This is a genomic window from Micromonospora sp. WMMD708, assembly GCF_049315245.1.
GTDB classification, from domain to species: Bacteria; Actinomycetota; Actinomycetes; order Mycobacteriales; family Micromonosporaceae; genus Micromonospora; species Micromonospora wenchangensis.
The window spans coordinates 2,036,591-2,053,875 of the sequence record NZ_CP186060.1 but is presented as its reverse complement, the minus strand read 5'-3'; the positions used below and the strand labels follow the sequence as shown (position 1 = coordinate 2,053,875).

The following is a 17,285-nucleotide window of genomic DNA, read 5'->3' as shown; positions in this document are numbered from 1 at the left end:
GGCTGAGACTGCGCGATACCGCGACCGCCACTCGGACCGACGACGAGATCCGGGGCGGGCCCCTGGGTGCCCGTCCCGGATCTCGTACGTGTCTGCGCGCTCACCGTTGCAGGGCGGGCTCCTCGTCGTCGACGAGCGTCCGCCGACGGTCCGGCAGTTCCACAGGTCGCGACAGCCGGCTCGGCCACCAGATCCGCCGACCGATCAGCAGGGTGAGGGCAGGCACCAGTACCGACCGCACCAGCAGGGCGTCCAGCAGCACGCCGAAGGCGACCAGGAACCCGACCTCGACCAGCATCACCAGCGGAAGCGTGACGAGGACCGCGAACGTGGCCGCCAGGACCAGGCCTGCCGAGGTGATGACGCCGCCGGTGGCGGAGAGAGCCTTGAGCATGCCGTCTCTGGTGCCCAGACGTACGGTCTCCTCGCGGGCCCGGCTGGCCAGGAAGATGTTGTAGTCGACGCCGAGTGCCACCAGGAACAGGAACGCCAGCAGCGGCACCGAATAGTCGATGCCCTTGAATCCGAGGATCGTGTCGAAGATGAACACGCTGCCGCCGAAGGCCGCAGCGAATGAGACGACCACGGTCGCCATCAGGACCAGCGGGGCGACGATCGCGCGCAGCAGCAGCGCCAGGACGATCAGAACGACGGCGAGCACCAGCGGGATCACCAGCTTCTCGTCGCGCCTGGTGGTCACCTCGGTGTCGAGGTTCTCCGCACTCGGCCCGCCGACGATCGCCTCGGCTCCGCTCACCGTGTGCACGGCGGTGCGTACCCGCCTGATCGTGTCGTACTCCGCGGGGGTGTCCGGCGCGTCGGTCGGGAACACCGAGATGTCGGTCCAGCCTCCACTGGTCCGGCCCGGGATGGCCTGGGCCACGCCGGGGGTGCGCCTGGCGATGTCGAGAACCTGCTCCTGGTACGCCGGCCGCGTGAAGATCGTCATCGGCTGGCCGCCGAGTTCCGGGAAGTGCTGACGCAGGACCGTGAAGCCGGTGACCGACTCCGGCGCGTTCAGGAACTGGTCCTGCTCCTGCAGGGCTGCGGTGTTTCCGGTCAGCCCGACGGTGAGCAGGCCGAGGATTCCGAACGAACCGAGCGTCGCCACCCACCGGCGGCGGCTGATGGCGGTGCCGAGCCGTCCCCACAGACCCGGCTTCTTCTGCACAGTGGTGTCGAACCGTGGGATGGCCGGCCAGAAGATCCGCCTGCCGAGCACCACCAGCATCGCCGGGAACAGCGTCAGCATGGCCACCAGCGCGCACAGGATGCCGGCCGCGCCGATCGGGCCGAGCCCGCTGGTGCTGTTCAGGTCCGCGGCGAGCAGGCAGAGCAGGCCGGCGACCACGGTGGCCGCGGACGCGACGATGGCCGGCGCAGCACCGCGCAGCGCGTGGACCATCGCGACCCGGACGTTCTCGTGGTGGTGCAGTGTCTCCCGGTATCGAGCGATGAGCAGCAGCGCGTAGTCCGTGCCGACGCCGAACACCAGGATGGTCAGTAGCGCCGAGTTCTGGTCGTTGACCACGATGCCGAAGCCCTTGACGAGCAGGTAGACGCTTGCCATCGCCGTCAGTGCGGCCGCGCCCACCGCCACGAGCGGGATGAACCACAGCACCGGACTGCGGTAGGTGAGGACGAGCAGGACCGTGACGACGATGACGGTGGTGAGGAAGACCTGCAGGTCGATGCCATCGAAGACGGCGTCCATGTCGCCGTCGATCGCGGCGGGGCCGGTCACGTCGAGTTCCAGGCCGGCGGGGCGGTCCTTCGCGGCGTCACGCAACGGGCCGACGATGGCCTCCGGTGCGCCGTAGGTGGTGCTCACGTCGAGGGTGAACATCATCGCTTTGCCGTCGGTGGAGCGCCTCGTCGCTGAGCCATCGTCGTCTTCGCCGGCCGGAGCCGCCACCTTCGGTGGGTACCGCCTGGCCAGAGTGTCGTGGTGGCGCTCGACCGTTGCGCGGTCGGCGTCGGTCAGGCCGTCGGCGCGCTTGTATACGAAGACGTACGTGTTGTCCTCGCCGCCGGGGAGACTGTCCTCCAGCACCGCCACCTTGGTGGACTCGGCACCGGCCGGCAGGGTGTCTGCCGCTCGGTCGGTGGTGACCGAACTCAACTTCCCGCTCAGCGGCACCATCACCGCCGCCAGTGCCATCCACAAACCGATCACCAACCACGGCACACACCGGCCCGCCAAACGGCTGGGCGGTGCTTCCCCGTGGGGCGCTGCGTTGACTGCCATTCAATGGCCTCCTACATACGCGTCACATCACCTGTCTGACGCGTATTTCGTACCGAGCGAATCTGAGACGATCATTAATACGGCGCTCAGGCCGGGCATGCCTGGATCCCGAAGGCGCCGATGCTCGCCAGCGCCACCGGACCGGCGGGACTGTACAAATAACGGCTGACAAACCGATCAAGGCAGAGACGCCGCATGACGACCGAGACCTCCCGATCGAGACGGATCGCGCCACGGTCGGTGCGGGCCTCGGCGAGCCGGAACACCGGCAGCATCAACGACCCCTACCAGGTCTGCACCTACAGACCGTCGGCGCGTGGTCGGGCCGGAGGATCGCTGCGAGGATCGCGTGCTTAACGATCGGTCCACTCGGTTTCCCCGCTAACACCGAGGGCCGACTCCTCGTCCTCGGGGTAGGGCACGGACCGCTCCCACGCCGCTTCGAACTCGTCACGGCTGATCTCCATCCGCACGTATCGGGGGTCCCGGAGGTCCCGCGGTGGGTTGAGCAGGTCCTCGGCCAGGCGGAACGCACCCTCGGGCGACACCTCCACCTCCCGCAGGCGACGCCCGTCGGGGCCGACCTCCAGAGGAAGACGGCTGCCTCCTCCTCGTCGTCGCACCGGACGCCCAGTTAGTCCCCGGTGAGGCCGTCGATCTGCTCCCGGAGGATGTCGGCGTGGCCGCAGTGCCGCGCCAACTCACGGATCATGTGCACGTAGATGTAGCGCAGTGACACCCTGCCCAGGCGGGGATGAGGAACAGTGTCGTCGAGGCCGAAGCCGGCCGCGATCTGCCTCGATCGATCACAGGCCGTGGCGTACTCCGTGATGACGCCTGCGACCGTCTCGTCCGAGCCGACCTGCCAACTGGCGTCGTCACCGAACGAGTTGCCAGTGATCTGTTCACGTGGCTGCTGTGCCAGACAGTGCTGGAACCAATTCCGTTCGACAGCGGTGACGTGTTTGACGAGGCCGATGAGCGTGGTGAGCGAGGGCACCAGGCTCAGACGGGCGTCATCCTCCGGCAGCCCCCGGAGCTTGCCGATGATTACATCGCGGTACGCGTCGATGAAGGCTTCCAGAACCTCTCGCTCCGGAGCCGTGCTCGCGAGTTCCTCACTGTCGAGCGGTCGGGCAGTCGTCACATCGACACTCTAGTACTCCAGCCGGGGGTGTTGACCTCGGCTGAGCTGCGGTTCGACACGGTGCGGGAACGAGGGCAGTCACCGTCGATCATGGACGGTTGTGTGGACTGACCATGACGCAGCGGTGGCTGCCGGATACAGGGTAGACGCCCAGAGTGGCGGGTGTTGTTCGACGAGCTGACGTTGACGGTCGGGCGGCGTTTCCGCAGGCCCGAGCCGCGTCGCCGGGTGCGTGACTTCGTCCGTGGGCTGTTGGCGCCGCTACCGTGGAAGAACTGTTGGACGATCGCTGAGCACGCCGGGGATGCTGGCCCGGACGGGATGCAGGACTTGCTGACCCGGGTGACGTGAGACGACGCCGAGGTTCGTGCCGATGTCCGCGAGTTCGTCGGTGAGCATCTCGGTGATGTCGAGGCGGTGCTGGTCATCGACGAGACGGGTGATCTGAAGAAGGGCCGGCACACCGCCGGGGTGCAGCGGCAGTACCCGGGCACGGCCGGGAAGATCGAGAACTGTCAGCTCGCCGTGCACCTGGTCTATGCCGCCGAGGCTGGGCACGCGATGCTCGACACGGCCCTCTACCTGCCGAAGTCATGGTGCGACGACCCCGATCGCCGCGTCGAGGCCGGTGTCCCTGAGCAGGTGCGCTTCGCGACGAAACCGCAGCTGGCGACCCCGCATGATCGCCGCCGCGGTCACCGCCGGGCTGCCCTGCCGGTGGGCGACCGGCGACGAGGCCTACGGCAGCGATCCGCGCCTGGCCGCCCGGCTGCGTCAGCTGCGACTGGGCTATGTCCTGGCCGTGGCCTACTCATATCAGGTGATCACCGGCGTCGGTGTCTACCGCGTCGACGCCCTCGCCACCGAGCTTCCCACCACCGCCTGGCAGCGAATGTCCGCCGGCCGGGGCGCGAAGGACCACCGCTACTACGACTGGTCCTTCGTCGCCCTGCCCCACGCCACCGACGGCCAGGGCGGGCACCACTGGCTGCTGATCCGCCGCAGCCGCCGCACCGGTGAGCTGGCCTTCTACCGCTGCTGGGCACCCGAGGTCGCCGCGCTCGGCACTCTCGTCGCGGTCGCCGGCCGGCGCTGGAAAATCGAGGAATCGTTCCAGGCCGCGAAGACCGGCCTCGGCTTCGACCAGCACCAACACCGCCGCTGGACCTCCTGGCACCGCTGGAGCACCTTGGCGATCCTCGCCCATGCGTTCCTCGCCGCCGCGACCGCCGAGCACCGCCACCACTACCCGCCGGTCGGCCTGATCCCCCTGACCGTCAACGAGCTACGCCACCTGTTCCACGTCCTGATCATCGAACCCACCCGCCGACATGGCGACCCGCTACTCTGGTCAATCCGCCGACGCCGCCACCAACCAGAGCCATGAACAGCCACTACGCCCGACAAGTCCTCATCGATCCGTGATCACGATCCCCGGCTGGAGTACAGCCTGACGCTGATTACTGTGGGGTAACTGTAAGTGTCCGAGGGGGGACTTGAACCCCCACGCCCTATACGGGCACTAGCACCTCAAGCTAGCGCGTCTGCCATTCCGCCACCCGGACCTGCCCGTCCAGCCTACCGTGTCGGCTCCGGTGGCTTTCACCCCGGTCAGCCGCCCTGGTGGGCCGCACGGGGCATTACTGTACACGGCCCGTATGGATCATGCACATCGCCGCCCGACCCACCGGCGGGAGTCGGATCGCCGCAGGTCAGGATGCGGCTGGAGCGGGCGGGTAGCGTCCGGACCCGCTCAGGCGGCAGCATTGCTTGCGTGTCCGTACCCTCACCCCTCGCCGCAGTCCAGCACCGGGCTCTCGCCCTGCGTTCCGCCGGTGACCTGTCGGCGGCCCGCCGGCTGCTCACCGACACGATCGCTTCGGCCCGTCCCGCGTACGGTGAGGACCACCCGGAGATCATGGGCACCGCGCACCTGCTCGCGAGGTTGCACCGGGAGGCGGACGATCCGGCCGCCGCCCGGCGGGTGCTGGAGGAGGCGTACGCGGCCGGCGAACGACGATGGAACCCGGCCGACCCCCTGATGCTGGCCCTGGCCTTCGACCTGGCCGGGGTCGCCGAGGAACTGGGCAACCGGCACGAGGCCCGCCGCAACTACACCCGGGTGGCCACCGCCGGGCCCGCCGCGCTCGGCGAGCAGCATCCCGCCGTACGCGCCGCCCGCCAGTACCTCGGAATCCCCGACGGCCAGCCACCGCCGCCGTCTCCCGGTGCCGCGACTGCGCCCCTGTTGCCGACTCCCCCGCAGATCCCTCCCGACCACGCCCCGACGGCCTCCCACCAGGGATACCGGCCCCTTCCGACACCCCGACCCGGGTCGGTGCCACCGTCGCCCCACCCGGTTTCCGCGCCTCCCGTCCCCGCCGCACCCGGCCCACCGGTGCCGACCGGCCACGCGCCCCCTCCGGACCGTCCGGTACGCCCGCCGGCACCACGACCGGGCCCCGCACCGGCCCGCCCCGCACCGGCCGACCCGGCTCCGGACGCCGAGCCCCGGGTGCCACTGCCCCGGCAGATGTACGGCGTCCAGCCCACCCAGCGGCCCGGTGCGTCCCGGCCCCGTCCGGCCTCCACCGCACCGCAGTCCGGGCCGTCGGCGTCACCGCCGGGCCCACCGCCCACCACTGCACCGGCAGCGGGGGCAGCCCCGGCGCAGCGGCACCCGGCGTCACCCGCTCCGGTCTCCGGTGGCGCACCACCCACCTCGCCCTGGGCTCCGCCCCACCTCCAGCAGCCCTCCCCTGCGTCGCCGGTCCCGACGGACGATGCCGTCCCGCCGGGAGAACCCGACCGGTCGGCTGTCCCTCCGGCCGTACCGCACTCCGGACCGTCGGCCGGGGTGCCGTCCGGTCCGCCGGCCCAGCACGGGCGTCCGGTCCCGATCCCCACCGTGCCGCCCGCCACCCCCGGCCAGCCGAGTGGGCCGGCGGACGGCGCGCCCGTGCGGCACGGGCAGCCGACCGCCCTCGCACCCGCGCCGGGTGAGGCCGGTCCGGTGCACCCCCTCCCCACCGCGACCGCGACCGGCGACCGTGCCGCACCGGGCACCGCACCCACCGACGCGCCGACTCCCGCACCACCGGCCACGCCCGGTCCGGCCGCGATTCCCGCAACCCCGCCCGTACCGGGCTGGGACCGGCCGACGGTACGGGTCCAGCAGATCGGCCCCCTGCTGGAGGACCAGCACCCCGCCCCCGCCCGAACCCCGGCGGCACCCGCAGCGTCATCCGCCGACGCGCCGCCCGGCGACACCGCCACCGACCCGGCACCCACCACAGCACCCGGCGGTACGGCCGGTCCGCTGCCCACCACAACGTCCGGGGACACCGCCGGTCCCGCGTCCGCCGTCGAATCCGCCCCGTCTGTCAGGGCCGTACCCGCGGATCTCCCGCCGGCCCCCGTAGCCACCGGAGACGTCGACCTGCGGACCGGGCATCCGGCGGTGCCGACCGCACCGCTCGACACCCCACCTGGCCGGGATGCCGGGGGCACGACAGTCCCGGCGTGGACCGCCGGCCCCACCGGGACGGTCGGCGACGCGGTCGGGGACGACGGGGCTCCCGCCGACCACCCGACGTGGAGCGACGTCGCATCGGGGCGGTCGATCATCATGCCGCTGGTACCGATGGCCGATCCGCCGGCACCGGGAACGGGCTTCGGATCACCGGCACCGGACAGCACGCACGAATTCAGGGCACCCGCCACCGCCGACGATCCCGCGCTGCGGGCGGCCACGGAGTCCGCGCCACAGGCAGCGGTGGAGCCCGGACCGGTCCCCGGGGCAGCCGGCCCAGGAGGCGTGGAGCGTGGCACCGACCGGGGCGTACCGCCGGTGGTGGAGGGGGCGGGATACCCGGAGCTTGTGCCGTCGTACCCGGTGCCCGACGGGCGGGCGCGCCGCCGGGGCCGGACGGTGGCCGTGGTGGCGGGGGTGGTCCTGGTGCTGGTCGCCGGGGGCACGGTCGGGGCGTTGACCCTGGGCCGGGATGCGGAGGGGCCGCAGCGGTCGACCGGCACCGCTCCCCGGCAGACGGCCGGTCCGCCCCCGGCCGACCTGAAGTTGCGGGACGACGAGGCCACCATCACGGTCACCTGGTCCGACCCGAGCGGCGGCTCGGTGCCGTTCATGGTCGCGGGTGGACGCACGGGGCGGGCCCTCGGGGTGATGGCGACCGTCGACCCGGGACAGACGAGTTTCACGGTCAACGGGCTCAACGCCGAGGTGGACTACTGCTTCACCGTGCTGGCGGTCTACTCGACGGACTCGTTCGCCACCTCCGGCCAGGTCTGCACCGACCGGGTCCGGCCGTCGCCGAGCAGCTGAGCGGACGGCTGGTCAGGGCGTCCGGGCGGGGTGGCTGACCGGCGGCTCCGGCCTGCGCCGCGACGGCGGGACGCCCGACCGGACCGGCACGCTGGGTGGCCACGGCGGAACGGTCCGGGTTTCCCCGTCCCGGATCGACCCCTATGATGGCCCACGGTTCAGGCGAGGGCGTCCGGCACCCGGCACGCCGCCTGAGGCCACCGGACGGAGGGCGACCGCTGTGGCCAGCATCGACGATGCCGTGAGCGCCGCAGGTGGCGCGTCCCGCCGACGGTCCCGGTTGCGGGGCGGGCTGGTCACGGTCGGTACGGTGACCGCGCTGGTGGCGGCGTTGGGCCTCACCCTGCTGGGTCGGGGTGCCGCCGAGGAGGCGTTGGCCAGCTTCGACGCCAGCAGTTGGCTGTGGAGCAGCACCCGGGGCGAGTTGGCCCGGGTGAACGGGATAACCGCCAGGGTGGACACCCGCAAGGAGGTTCCCGGGGCCCGGCAGCATCCGGTGCAGGTCACCCAGACCGACCGGCTGCTCGTCCTGCGCGACCTGGAGACCGGCCAGGTGAGCGCGCTGGACCTGGCGACCCTCCAGATCACCGCGACCACCCCGACCACGCCCGGTCTCGGGGTCAACGTGGTGTTGCACGAGGATGCCGCCTTCGTGGTGGACGCGGTGCGCGGCGTGGTGCGTCAGCTCGATCCCCGTTCGCTGGTGCCGGTGGGTGACCCGGTGCTGTTTCCGCCGGGCATCACGGCCGGCGCGTTCGACGGTCGGGGCCGGTTGTGGATCGCGGTGCCGTCGGAGGGCACCGTCGCGGCGGTCACCGCCGCCGCACTGCCGTCCGGACCGGCGTCGGAGGCGGCGGAGAACCGGGGTCCCCGGCGGGTGCAGACGCATCCGGTGGCCGAACCGAGTCACGAGTTGACGTTGTCCACCCTGGACGACGGGGTGGCGGTGCTGGACCGCACCACGGGCACGCTGGTGACGGTCCGGGACGGGCAGACCCGGCGTACGGTGCTGGCGGACGCCGCTGGCGGCGCGGTGCCGGCACGGACCAACGGCCCGGTGGTGCCGGTGACGGTCGGCGGGGAACGGCGGGTGCTCGCCGTCGGCGACGGCCGGGTGGTCACCCGGTTCGTCGTGCCGGGCAGCGGTGACCGGGTGGGGCCGGCCGTGGCCTGGGCGGGGCGGTTCTACTGCGCCGACGGGGTCACCGGCACGGTCTACGCGTTCGACGGGGTCGGGCAACTGGTGGAGACGATCCGGCCGGGCCGCACGAGAGGCCCGCTGGAGCTGGAGGTGCGGGAGAACCACCTGTTCATCAACGCCCCGGGTTCGGCCACCGCCCAGGTGGTCGACGACGCGCACCGGGTGCGCACCGTCGACAAGTACGCCAACGACGTGCTGGGCGGGGACCCGCCGCCGGACCCGCCCCCGCCGCCTCCGCCGCCGAAGCCCCGGGTGGGTAGGCCGGGCGCGCCGGGTCAGGTCACCGCCACCGCCGGGGACGCGCGGGCCCGGGTCGCCTGGCGGCCCGCCGCCGCGAACGGCTCGGCCGTGCTGCGGTACGTGGTGCAGGGCGCCGGGCGTCGGCACGAGGTGGGGGCGAACCAGCGGTCGCTGGAGGTCACCGGCCTGACCAACGGGTCGACGTACACGTTCACGGTGTACGCGGTGAACGGCAGGGGCGACGGCCCGGCCCGGCGCAGCAACCCGGTGACCCCGACCTCGGCGGTGCCGGCCCCACCGGCCGGGGTCAGCGCGCAGGCCCGCCCCGACGGCACGGTGCTGGTGCGCTGGCCGGCCGCCGACGGCCAGGGCAACCGGATCGCCCGGTACGCGGTGACCGCCACCTCGGCCGGCGCGAACGCCCCGGTCGGCGAGTCGCGCCGCACCGAACTGGTGGTGCCGGCCGGTGAGCTGACCTACGGCACCCAGTACGCGTTCACGGTGGTCGCGGTCAGCGACCGGGGTGCCGCCTCGGTGGCCTCCCCGCTGAGTGAGCCGGTGGTGCCGTTCGCCGCCCCCGGGCAGCCGGCGGGCCTGCGGGCGGCGACGGTGGCCGACCGGGCGGGCACGGTCGCGGTGCAGTGGTCGGCGGCGGCGGCGAACGGCCGCCCGGTGATCCGCTACCAGGTGGACGTGGGCGGGCGGACCAGCGAGGTGACCGGCACCGACACGACGGTCACCGGGCTGGGCGACGGGCAGAACGTGCTGGTGCGGGTGCGGGCGGTCAACGAGGCCGGGCCGGGGCCGCAGGCGAGCGTCACCGCCCGGACGGTGGCCGCGCCCCGGGTGACGGTGACCGGGTCGTCGGCGGACGCGACGTCGGTGACGGTGACGTTCACCGTGGACGCCGGGGGCGGGGAGTCGACCTGCACCGCCGCCACCGGCGGGAAGAACGCCACGGGCAGCTGTGCCAGCCTGCGGGTGACCGGCCTGACCCCGGGCACCGCCTACACGGTGACGGTGACGGCCGCCAACGCCGCCGGCCGGGGCACCGCCACCCGGGCGCAGGGCACCGACCCGCTGTACGGGGTGGCGACCTGCGTCAACGGCCCGGACGGTGACCAGCGCACCTACTGTGACGCCGATGTGGACGGTCGCAACGGCAACGAGGTGTTCTCGGTGCCCCGGCAGGACAACGACAGACAGGTCGGTTGGGCGAAGCCGGGCACCCGGCTGCGGGCGTACTGTCGGCGGCAGGGCGAGAACGTCGACTCCTGGATCTACAACAACCAGAAGCAGTCCACCTGGTGGGTCCGCGTCGACTACAAGGGGCGCAACTACATCCCCTGGGCCTGGCTCAACCTGGCCGGCGGTGACGACATCGCCGTGCTGCCCACCTGCTGACCAGCGCCGCCGCAGCCGAGGAGCGTCCCGCCGCCGTGAACGACACCCCCGCACCGCTGAGCCAGCCGGAGGTCCAGGGTTTCGCCGCCCTGGCCGCCCGGCTGGCCGGGAACGTCAACGCGGTCGTGCTGGGCAAGCCGGAGGTGGTGCGGTTGGCGTTGACCGCCCTGTTCGCCCAGGGGCACGTGCTGCTGGAGGACGTGCCGGGGGTGGGCAAGACGACCCTGGCGCGGGCGGTGGCGGCGACGGTGCAGGGCCAGTGGCGGCGCATCCAGTTCACCCCCGACCTGCTCCCCTCCGACGTCTCCGGGGTGACGATCTTCAACCAGGCCAGCCGGGGCTTCGAGTTTCACCCGGGGCCGGTGTTCGCCAACATCGTCATCGCCGACGAGATCAACCGGGCCTCGCCGAAGACCCAGTCGGCGCTGCTGGAGGTGATGGAGGAGCGGACGGTCACCGTGGACGGGGTCCGGCATCCGGTGCCGCAGCCGTTCCTGGTGGTCGCCACCCAGAACCCGGTGGAGATGGACGGCACCTACCGGCTGCCCGAGGCGCAGCTGGACCGGTTCCTGGTGAAGCTGTCGGTGGGGTACCCGGACGAGGCGGTCGAGGTGGAGGTGCTGCGCGGGGCGACGGTCCGCTCCCCCGACTCGCTGCAACCGGTCACCGACACGGCCACCGTCGGGGAGATGGTCCGGATGGCCCGCCGGGTGCACATCGCCGAACCCCTCTACGGGTACGCCGTCCGGCTGGCCACGGCCACCCGGCAGCATCCGCAGGTACGGGTGGGGGTCAGCCCCCGTGGGGTGATCGCGTTGACCCGGGCGGCGTGCGCGTACGCGCTGATCGACGGCCGGGGCTGGATCATGCCGGAGGACCTGAAAGCGCTCGTCGAACCGGTCTTCGCCCATCGGCTGCTGCTCACCGCCGACGCGCAGGTGCGCGGGGTGACCGCCGCCGACGTGCTGCGGCAGGCGGTGGCGTCGGTGCCGGTGCCGCTGCCGTCGGGCCAGTCGACCCCGACGCACGGCTGACCGGGCCGGCGTGGGGCTCACCGCCCGGGGTACCGGGCTGCTCGTCGCCGCGACCGCGTTGCTCGGCGCGGGGCTGCGGTTCGCGTACCCGGAGCTGGCCGTGCTGGGGGCGGCGGGCGCGGTGGCGGTCGGGCAGGCGGTGCTGTCGGCGGCCCGCACACCCCGGCTGGTGGTGTCCCGCACCGCCGACCCGGACCGGGTGGCGGTGGGCGAGCCGGCCCGGATGGCGCTGAGGGTCCGCAACGCCGGGCGGCTGCGGGTGGGCGGCCTGCTGGCCGAGGACCGGTGCGCGGGCCGGCCGGTGCCGGTGCCGGCGCTGCGGCTGCGGGCCGGCCGGGACACCGACGTCGGGTACGACGTGCCGACCCGTCGGCGTGGGGTGCTGCCGGTGGGGCCGCTGCGGGTGACCCGCCGCGACCCGCTGGGCCTGTACGCCGCGACCCGCGCGTACGGGCCGACGGCGGTGGTCCGGGTGCATCCCCGGGTGCACCCGTTGACGGCGGTGCCGACCGGGGCGGGACGCAGCCTGGACGGGCGGGTGGACGGGGTGCCGCACGGGTCGATCACCTTCGACTCGTTGCGGGAGTACGTGGTCGGTGACGAGCTGCGTCGGGTGCACTGGCGCACCAGTGCCCGGGTGGGTGAGCTGATGGTGCGGGAGAACGTGGACACCAGCCTGCCCCGGCTGGTGGTGCTGCTGGACAACCGGGCCGCCGCCCACCCGGACCGTTCCGGCGGGGTGGCCGCGTCGTTCGAGGCGGCCTGCGAGGCGGCGGCGTCGCTGGTGGTGGCCGCGTTCCGGCAGGACCTGCCGGTGGTGCTGCTGCTGGTGTGTCCGGCCGACGACGCGACGGCCGACCCGCCGCTGGACCGGCTCGCCGCGGTGACCCTGACCGACCTGCCGGGCCGGCGGCCCGACGGCGCGACGACGGGTGACCGCGACGGTGCGGCGCTGGACGCGACGTTGACCCGGCTGCGCGCCGACCGGCCCGGTGACACGCTGGTCTTCCTCACCGGCCCCGGTGGCCGCGACGACGTCGGCCGGGTGGGCGCGCTGCGCGGGGCGTACCCGTCGGTGGTGGTGGGGGTGTTGGGGGCGGCCGGGCCGACGCCGGGCGCGGCCGGGCCGGTGGTGCTCGACGCGGTCGACGGCGCGGCGTTCGCCGCCGCGTGGGACGCGACCGGCCGATGGTGACGGTGACCGACCGGCCCGACGCCACCCACCCGGCCCGGGCACGGACGGACGGCCCGGCCGGCGGTGGGCCGGGCCGGGCCGTCGCCCGGGTACTGCGGGCGGCCGTGGTGCCGGCGACGCTCGTCGCCGCCGTCGCCCTGGCCGGCGTGGTGCTCGACCGGGTGTACGCCGGTGACCTGTTGACCCGGCTGGTGGGCGGCGCGGCCCTGGCGGCGGTGCTGGTCAGCGTGGCCGCCCGCCGGTTGCCGTCGTGGCAGGTGGCGCCGCTGTCGGTGGCGGCCATGCTCGGCGCGACGGCCTGCTCGGTGCGGCTCGCCGCCGCGCACGCCGACCTGCCGGGCGGATTCCTCGACGTGACCGCCGACGCCGCCGGCAACGCGGTGCCCCGGCTGCTCACCGCGATGATCCCGGTCGAACCGGCCCCGGACACGGTGCTGGTGCCGGTGGTCGCCGCCTGGCTGGCCGGGCTGGCCGGTGCCGAGGTGGCGCTGCGGGCCGGTCGGGTGCTGCTCGGATTCCTGCCGGCCACGGCGCTGTACGCCGGAGCCGTCTACGTCGTCGGCCCGAACGCGGAACCGGCGGTCGGGTCGTCGGTGGTGCTCGCCGGGCTGGTCGCGCTCGCCCTGGCCGCCGGCCGCACGCCGGGAGGCGACCCGGCCGCCGGGCTGCCACCGGCCGTACGCGGCCCGGTGCGGGTCCGGGCGACGGTGGTCTCCGCCGCCGGGGTGGCGGTGGTGGTCGGGTCGGCGGCGCTGCTCGGGCCGGCCCTCGCCGGCCGGATCGACGACCGGCCGGTGGACCCGCGCCGCTACGTGCCACCACCCCGGGTGGAGTCGCTGGACGAGAACCCGCTGATCCGGATCTCCGGCTGGGCGTTGGAGCCGCAGCAGGAGCTGCTGGACGTGTCGACCCGGGCCCCGGGCGACGGGCCGACCACGATCCGGCTGGCCGTGCTCAGCGACTACGACGGGGTGACCTGGCGGGTCGGGGCGACCTACCGCACCGCCGGTCGGGTCCTGCCCGGCGGTGACCCCCAGGCGGCGGACACCGTCCGGCAGGAGATCACCGTGGCCGGGTTGACCGGCCGGCTGCTGCCCGCGGTGGCCACCCCCCGCACCGTCGACGGGGCCCGGGTGGCGTACGACCCGCAGAGCGGCACGTTGATCCGGCCGGAGGGGCTGACCCCGGGGTTGACGTACACGGTCACCTCGGTGCGGGAGCGGCCGGACGTGAACCTGCTCGCCACCGCCGACGTACCGGCCGGGGCGCAGGTGGCCCGGGTGCTGCGGGTGCCCGACGGGACGCCGGAACGGTTGCGCCGGCTCGCCACCCACCTGGCCGAGGAGAACGGCGCCCCGTACGCGCGGGCGGCGGCGGTGGAGCAGTTCCTCGCCGAGCACTACCGGCTGGTGGCGGACGCGCCGAGCGGGCACGCGTACCCGAATCTGGAGTTCTTCCTGTTCGGGCCGCGCGGTGGCGGCGGCCAGCGGGGCACCTCGGAGCAGTTCGCCGCCGCCTTCGCGGTGCTGGGCCGGTTGACCGGCCTGCCCACCCGGGTGGTGGTCGGGTTCACCGCCCGGGGCGACGGGCCGGTGCGGGCCGCCGACGCGTACGCCTGGCCGGAGGTGCTCTTCGCCGGGGTGGGGTGGGTGCCGTTCGACCCCCGGCCCCGCCCGGACACCGCGCCCCGGCCGGTGGAGGACGACTTCCGGCCGGCCCCGCCGAGCCCGCCGCCGTCGGAGGTGCCCGAGCCGACCGGCACTCCGTCGGCCACCCCGCCGGCGGTGGCCGCGCCGGGCCGGAGCACCGGGGAGCGCGGCGGGCCGACGCCGCTGCTGCTGGGGTTCGGCGCCGGTGGGTTGCTGCTGGCGGGGCTGGTCCTCGCCGGGCTGGTCGGGTGCCGCCGGGCGCAGACCCGGGCCCGGTTGGGCCGGGGCGACCCGGGGACCCGGGTGGGCGGCGCGTGGCGGCACACCACCGACGCGCTGCGGCTGTCGGGACGGCCGGTCGGCGGGGACCTCTCCGCCACCGAGGTCGCCGACCGGGCCCGCCGCGCCCTCGCCGAGGACACCGCACGCGCCGGGGGTTCCCCACCCGTCCCGGACACCGCACGCGCCGGGGGTTCCCCACCCGTCCCGGACACCGCACGCGCCGGGGGTTCCCCACCCGTCCCGGACACCGCCCCCGCCGGGGACCTGGGGCTGACCGAGTTGGCCGGGCTGCTCAACCAGGCGGCCTTCGCCCCCGGCACGCTGACCGACGCCCAGGCCGACCGGGCCGGGAACATCGCCGTCGCCTACGCGACGGCGTTGCGGGCGGCCCGCCCCGGCTGGCGGCGGCTGCTCTGGTCGGTACACCCCGGCCCGCTGCGCTGGACCCGCTGACGCCCCCGACCCGGCACCCTGCCCGCGCGGTCGACCGGCCGCCACGCTCGCCGGGAGCGCCCCACCGCACCACCCGGTAGCTGGTCGCCCGGTAGTCAGGTCCGGTGTCGGCCGCGCCCCCTGCGGCGGCAGCCTGGTACGGCTACGCCGGGGGCGGGTCGGCGGCGCGCAGCCGGCGGACCAGTTTGCGCAGGCCGGCCTGCCAGCCGTCCGGGTCCTCGGCGCGGCGCACCGCGTACCCGGCGACCTCCGGGTGGGGCAGGATGAGGAAGCGTTCCTCGGCGAGCCCGGCGACCGCGGCGTCGGCGACCTGGTCGGGGGTGAGCACCGGGCCGGAGGCGGCGATCACCCGGGCGGCCAGGTGGCCGGTGGCCAGCCCGTCGGCGAGCATCGGGGTGTCCACCCCCTGCGGGCACAGCGCGCTGACCCGGATGCCCTGGTCCCGGTAGGTGACCGCCAGCCACTCGGCCAACCCGACCGCCGCATGCTTGGTGGCGGTGTACGGGGCGTCGCCGACGGCGGTCAGCACCCCGGCCGCCGAGCAGGTGTGCATCAGGTGGCCGCCGCCCCGGGCCAGCATGCCGGGCAGGACGGCGCGGGCGGCGTACACGTGGGCGAGCACGTTGACCCGCCAGGCGCGGTCCCAGTCGGCGTCGGGGGCGTCGATGCCGACGCCGGTGGCCACGCCCGCGTTGGCGCAGAACAGGTCGATCCGGCCGTACCGTCGCTCGGTGTCGGTAACCAGGTCGCGGACCTGGCCCTCGTCGGCGGCGTCGACGGCGACCCCCCGGGCGACCGGGCCGACCGCCTCGGCGACGGCGGCGGTCGCTCCGGCGTCGAGATCGGCCAGGACGACGGCGGCGGCCCCCTCGGCGGCGAAGCGACGGGCCAGCGCCGCGCCGATGCCCCCCGCTCCCCCCGTGATCACCACCACCCGGTCGGTCAGGTTCATCTCAGCCCCGTTCCGCCGGCCGCCCGGCGTCCACCGTCGACGGCGGGCCCAGCCGGGTGATCAGCTCGCCCAGGGCGGCGGCCCCACCGGCGGTCACCTCCGGGGTGGGCAGCAGGGCCAGCACCGGCACGTCCACGCCCGCGTCGGCGTAGCGGCGGACCTGGTCGCGGCAGTGCTCGGGCGGGCCGTGCAGGATCAGCGCGTCGACCACCTCGTCGGGCACGGCCGCGGCGGCGGCCCGCCGGTCACCTGCCGCCCAGGCCGCCCAGACCGGGCCGAGCACGTCCTCCCGCCCCAGCCACCGGTGGAACTCCGCGTACGCGGGAACGGTGAGGTAGCTGGTGATCAGCCGCCGGCCGAGGGTGCGGGCGTAGCCGGCGTCCTCGGTGGGGCAGACGAAGATCCGGGCGACCACCTCGAAGCCGGGGCCGCGCCCGGTCAGCTCGGCGAGGGCCTGCGCGACGTCGTCGGCAGCCAGCCAGTTGAGGATCACCCCGTCTGCCTCGGCGGCGGCCAGTCGCAGCATCCCCGGGCGCAGGGCGGCCAGCAGCACCGGCGGTGGGCTGGCCGGCGGGCGTTCCAGGGTGAACCGGCGCACCCGGAACGTGTCGAACGCCCCGTCGACCGTCTCGCCCCGCAGCGCCGGCCGCAGGAACCGCAGCAGGTCACGGGTACGCCGGAACGGCTCGGTGTACGACACCCCGTTCCAGTCCCCCACCACCACCGGGGAGGACGCGCCGATGCCTAGGGCGAACCGGCCCGGGGCGGCCTCGGCCAGCGCCGCCGCGCTCATCGCCAGCAGGCCCGGCCCCCGGGTGAAGGCGGGGGTGATCGCGGTGCCCAGCCGCAGCCCGGGTTGCCAGGCGGCGGCCAGCGCCAGCGGGGTGAACGCGTCGGTGCCGTTGACCTCCGACGACCACAGGTCGGTGAAACCCGCCTCTGCCAGGGCCGCGTAGCCGGCCGCGTGCTCGGCGAGCGGGACACCGGTCAGTGGCACCGTGAAGCCCCATCGGTTCGTCATCCGGTCGATCGTGCCCGCTCGCCTGCGCCGGAACAAGGGCGGATTCGGCAATGCTCGCCGCCGGGCCCGTCCGGGGTGTTACGAACCCCTGGTGGGCTGGGCCGACGGCAGTTGCCG

General features: G+C 74.5%; 10 protein-coding genes, 1 tRNA gene and 1 pseudogene. 6 read left to right on the top strand and 6 right to left on the bottom strand.

Features of this window, described 5'->3' with window-relative positions; all coding sequences use genetic code 11:
* Positions 1–100: 100 nt before the first annotated feature.
* The 3 genes from ACN260_RS09285 to ACN260_RS09275 all read right to left on the bottom strand — a co-directional run bounded on the left by ACN260_RS09285 (position 101) and on the right by ACN260_RS09275 (position 3,395).
* Positions 101–2,161: an MMPL family transporter gene (locus ACN260_RS09285; protein WP_422755553.1), complete on the bottom strand. Its 2,061-nt coding sequence runs from the start codon at positions 2,159–2,161 to the stop codon at positions 101–103.
* A 173-nt stretch (positions 2,162–2,334) separates the two neighbouring features.
* A complete protein-coding gene (locus tag ACN260_RS09280; protein ID WP_422755552.1) occupies positions 2,335–2,523 on the bottom strand; it encodes a hypothetical protein in 189 nt (62 codons plus the stop codon).
* 359 nt (positions 2,524–2,882) lie between these two features.
* Entirely contained in the window at positions 2,883–3,395 is a 513-nt protein-coding gene (locus tag ACN260_RS09275) for a DinB family protein (protein WP_422755551.1), read from the bottom strand.
* Positions 3,396–3,519: 124 nt separating this feature from the next.
* Between ACN260_RS09275 and ACN260_RS09270 the strand changes: the two are divergent.
* A pseudogene (locus tag ACN260_RS09270) lies at positions 3,520–4,820 on the top strand (IS701 family transposase).
* 56 nt (positions 4,821–4,876) lie between these two features.
* Here ACN260_RS09270 and ACN260_RS09265 read toward each other — a convergent pair.
* Positions 4,877–4,960 (bottom strand) — tRNA-Leu (locus ACN260_RS09265).
* A 209-nt stretch (positions 4,961–5,169) separates the two neighbouring features.
* Here ACN260_RS09265 and ACN260_RS09260 point away from each other — a divergent pair.
* The 5 genes from ACN260_RS09260 to ACN260_RS09240 all read left to right on the top strand — a co-directional run bounded on the left by ACN260_RS09260 (position 5,170) and on the right by ACN260_RS09240 (position 15,195).
* Positions 5,170–7,737, top strand: coding sequence for a tetratricopeptide repeat protein (locus tag ACN260_RS09260; protein ID WP_422755550.1), 2,568 nt, complete (start codon positions 5,170–5,172; stop codon positions 7,735–7,737).
* 220 nt (positions 7,738–7,957) lie between these two features.
* On the top strand, positions 7,958–10,582 hold the full coding sequence (locus ACN260_RS09255; protein ID WP_422755549.1) for a fibronectin type III domain-containing protein: 2,625 nt from the start codon (positions 7,958–7,960) through the stop codon (positions 10,580–10,582).
* Positions 10,583–10,617: 35 nt separating this feature from the next.
* Entirely contained in the window at positions 10,618–11,616 is a 999-nt protein-coding gene (locus ACN260_RS09250; RefSeq protein ID WP_422755548.1) for an AAA family ATPase, read from the top strand.
* Between the two features lie 10 nt (positions 11,617–11,626).
* Entirely contained in the window at positions 11,627–12,811 is a 1,185-nt protein-coding gene (locus ACN260_RS09245) for a DUF58 domain-containing protein (RefSeq protein ID WP_422755547.1), read from the top strand.
* Positions 12,787–15,195 (top strand): DUF3488 and transglutaminase-like domain-containing protein, encoded by a 2,409-nt coding sequence (locus tag ACN260_RS09240; protein WP_422755546.1) that lies wholly within the window; start codon positions 12,787–12,789, stop codon positions 15,193–15,195. Before ACN260_RS09245 ends, ACN260_RS09240 begins: the two co-directional genes overlap by 25 nt.
* A 142-nt stretch (positions 15,196–15,337) precedes the next feature.
* Here ACN260_RS09240 and ACN260_RS09235 read toward each other — a convergent pair whose 3' ends face one another.
* Positions 15,338–16,147, bottom strand: coding sequence for an SDR family oxidoreductase (locus ACN260_RS09235; protein WP_422755545.1), 810 nt, complete (start codon positions 16,145–16,147; stop codon positions 15,338–15,340).
* A gap of 1 nt (position 16,148) precedes the next feature.
* A complete protein-coding gene (locus ACN260_RS09230) occupies positions 16,149–17,168 on the bottom strand; it encodes an LLM class F420-dependent oxidoreductase (RefSeq protein WP_422755544.1) in 1,020 nt (339 codons plus the stop codon).
* Between the last annotated feature and the right edge of the window lie 117 nt (positions 17,169–17,285).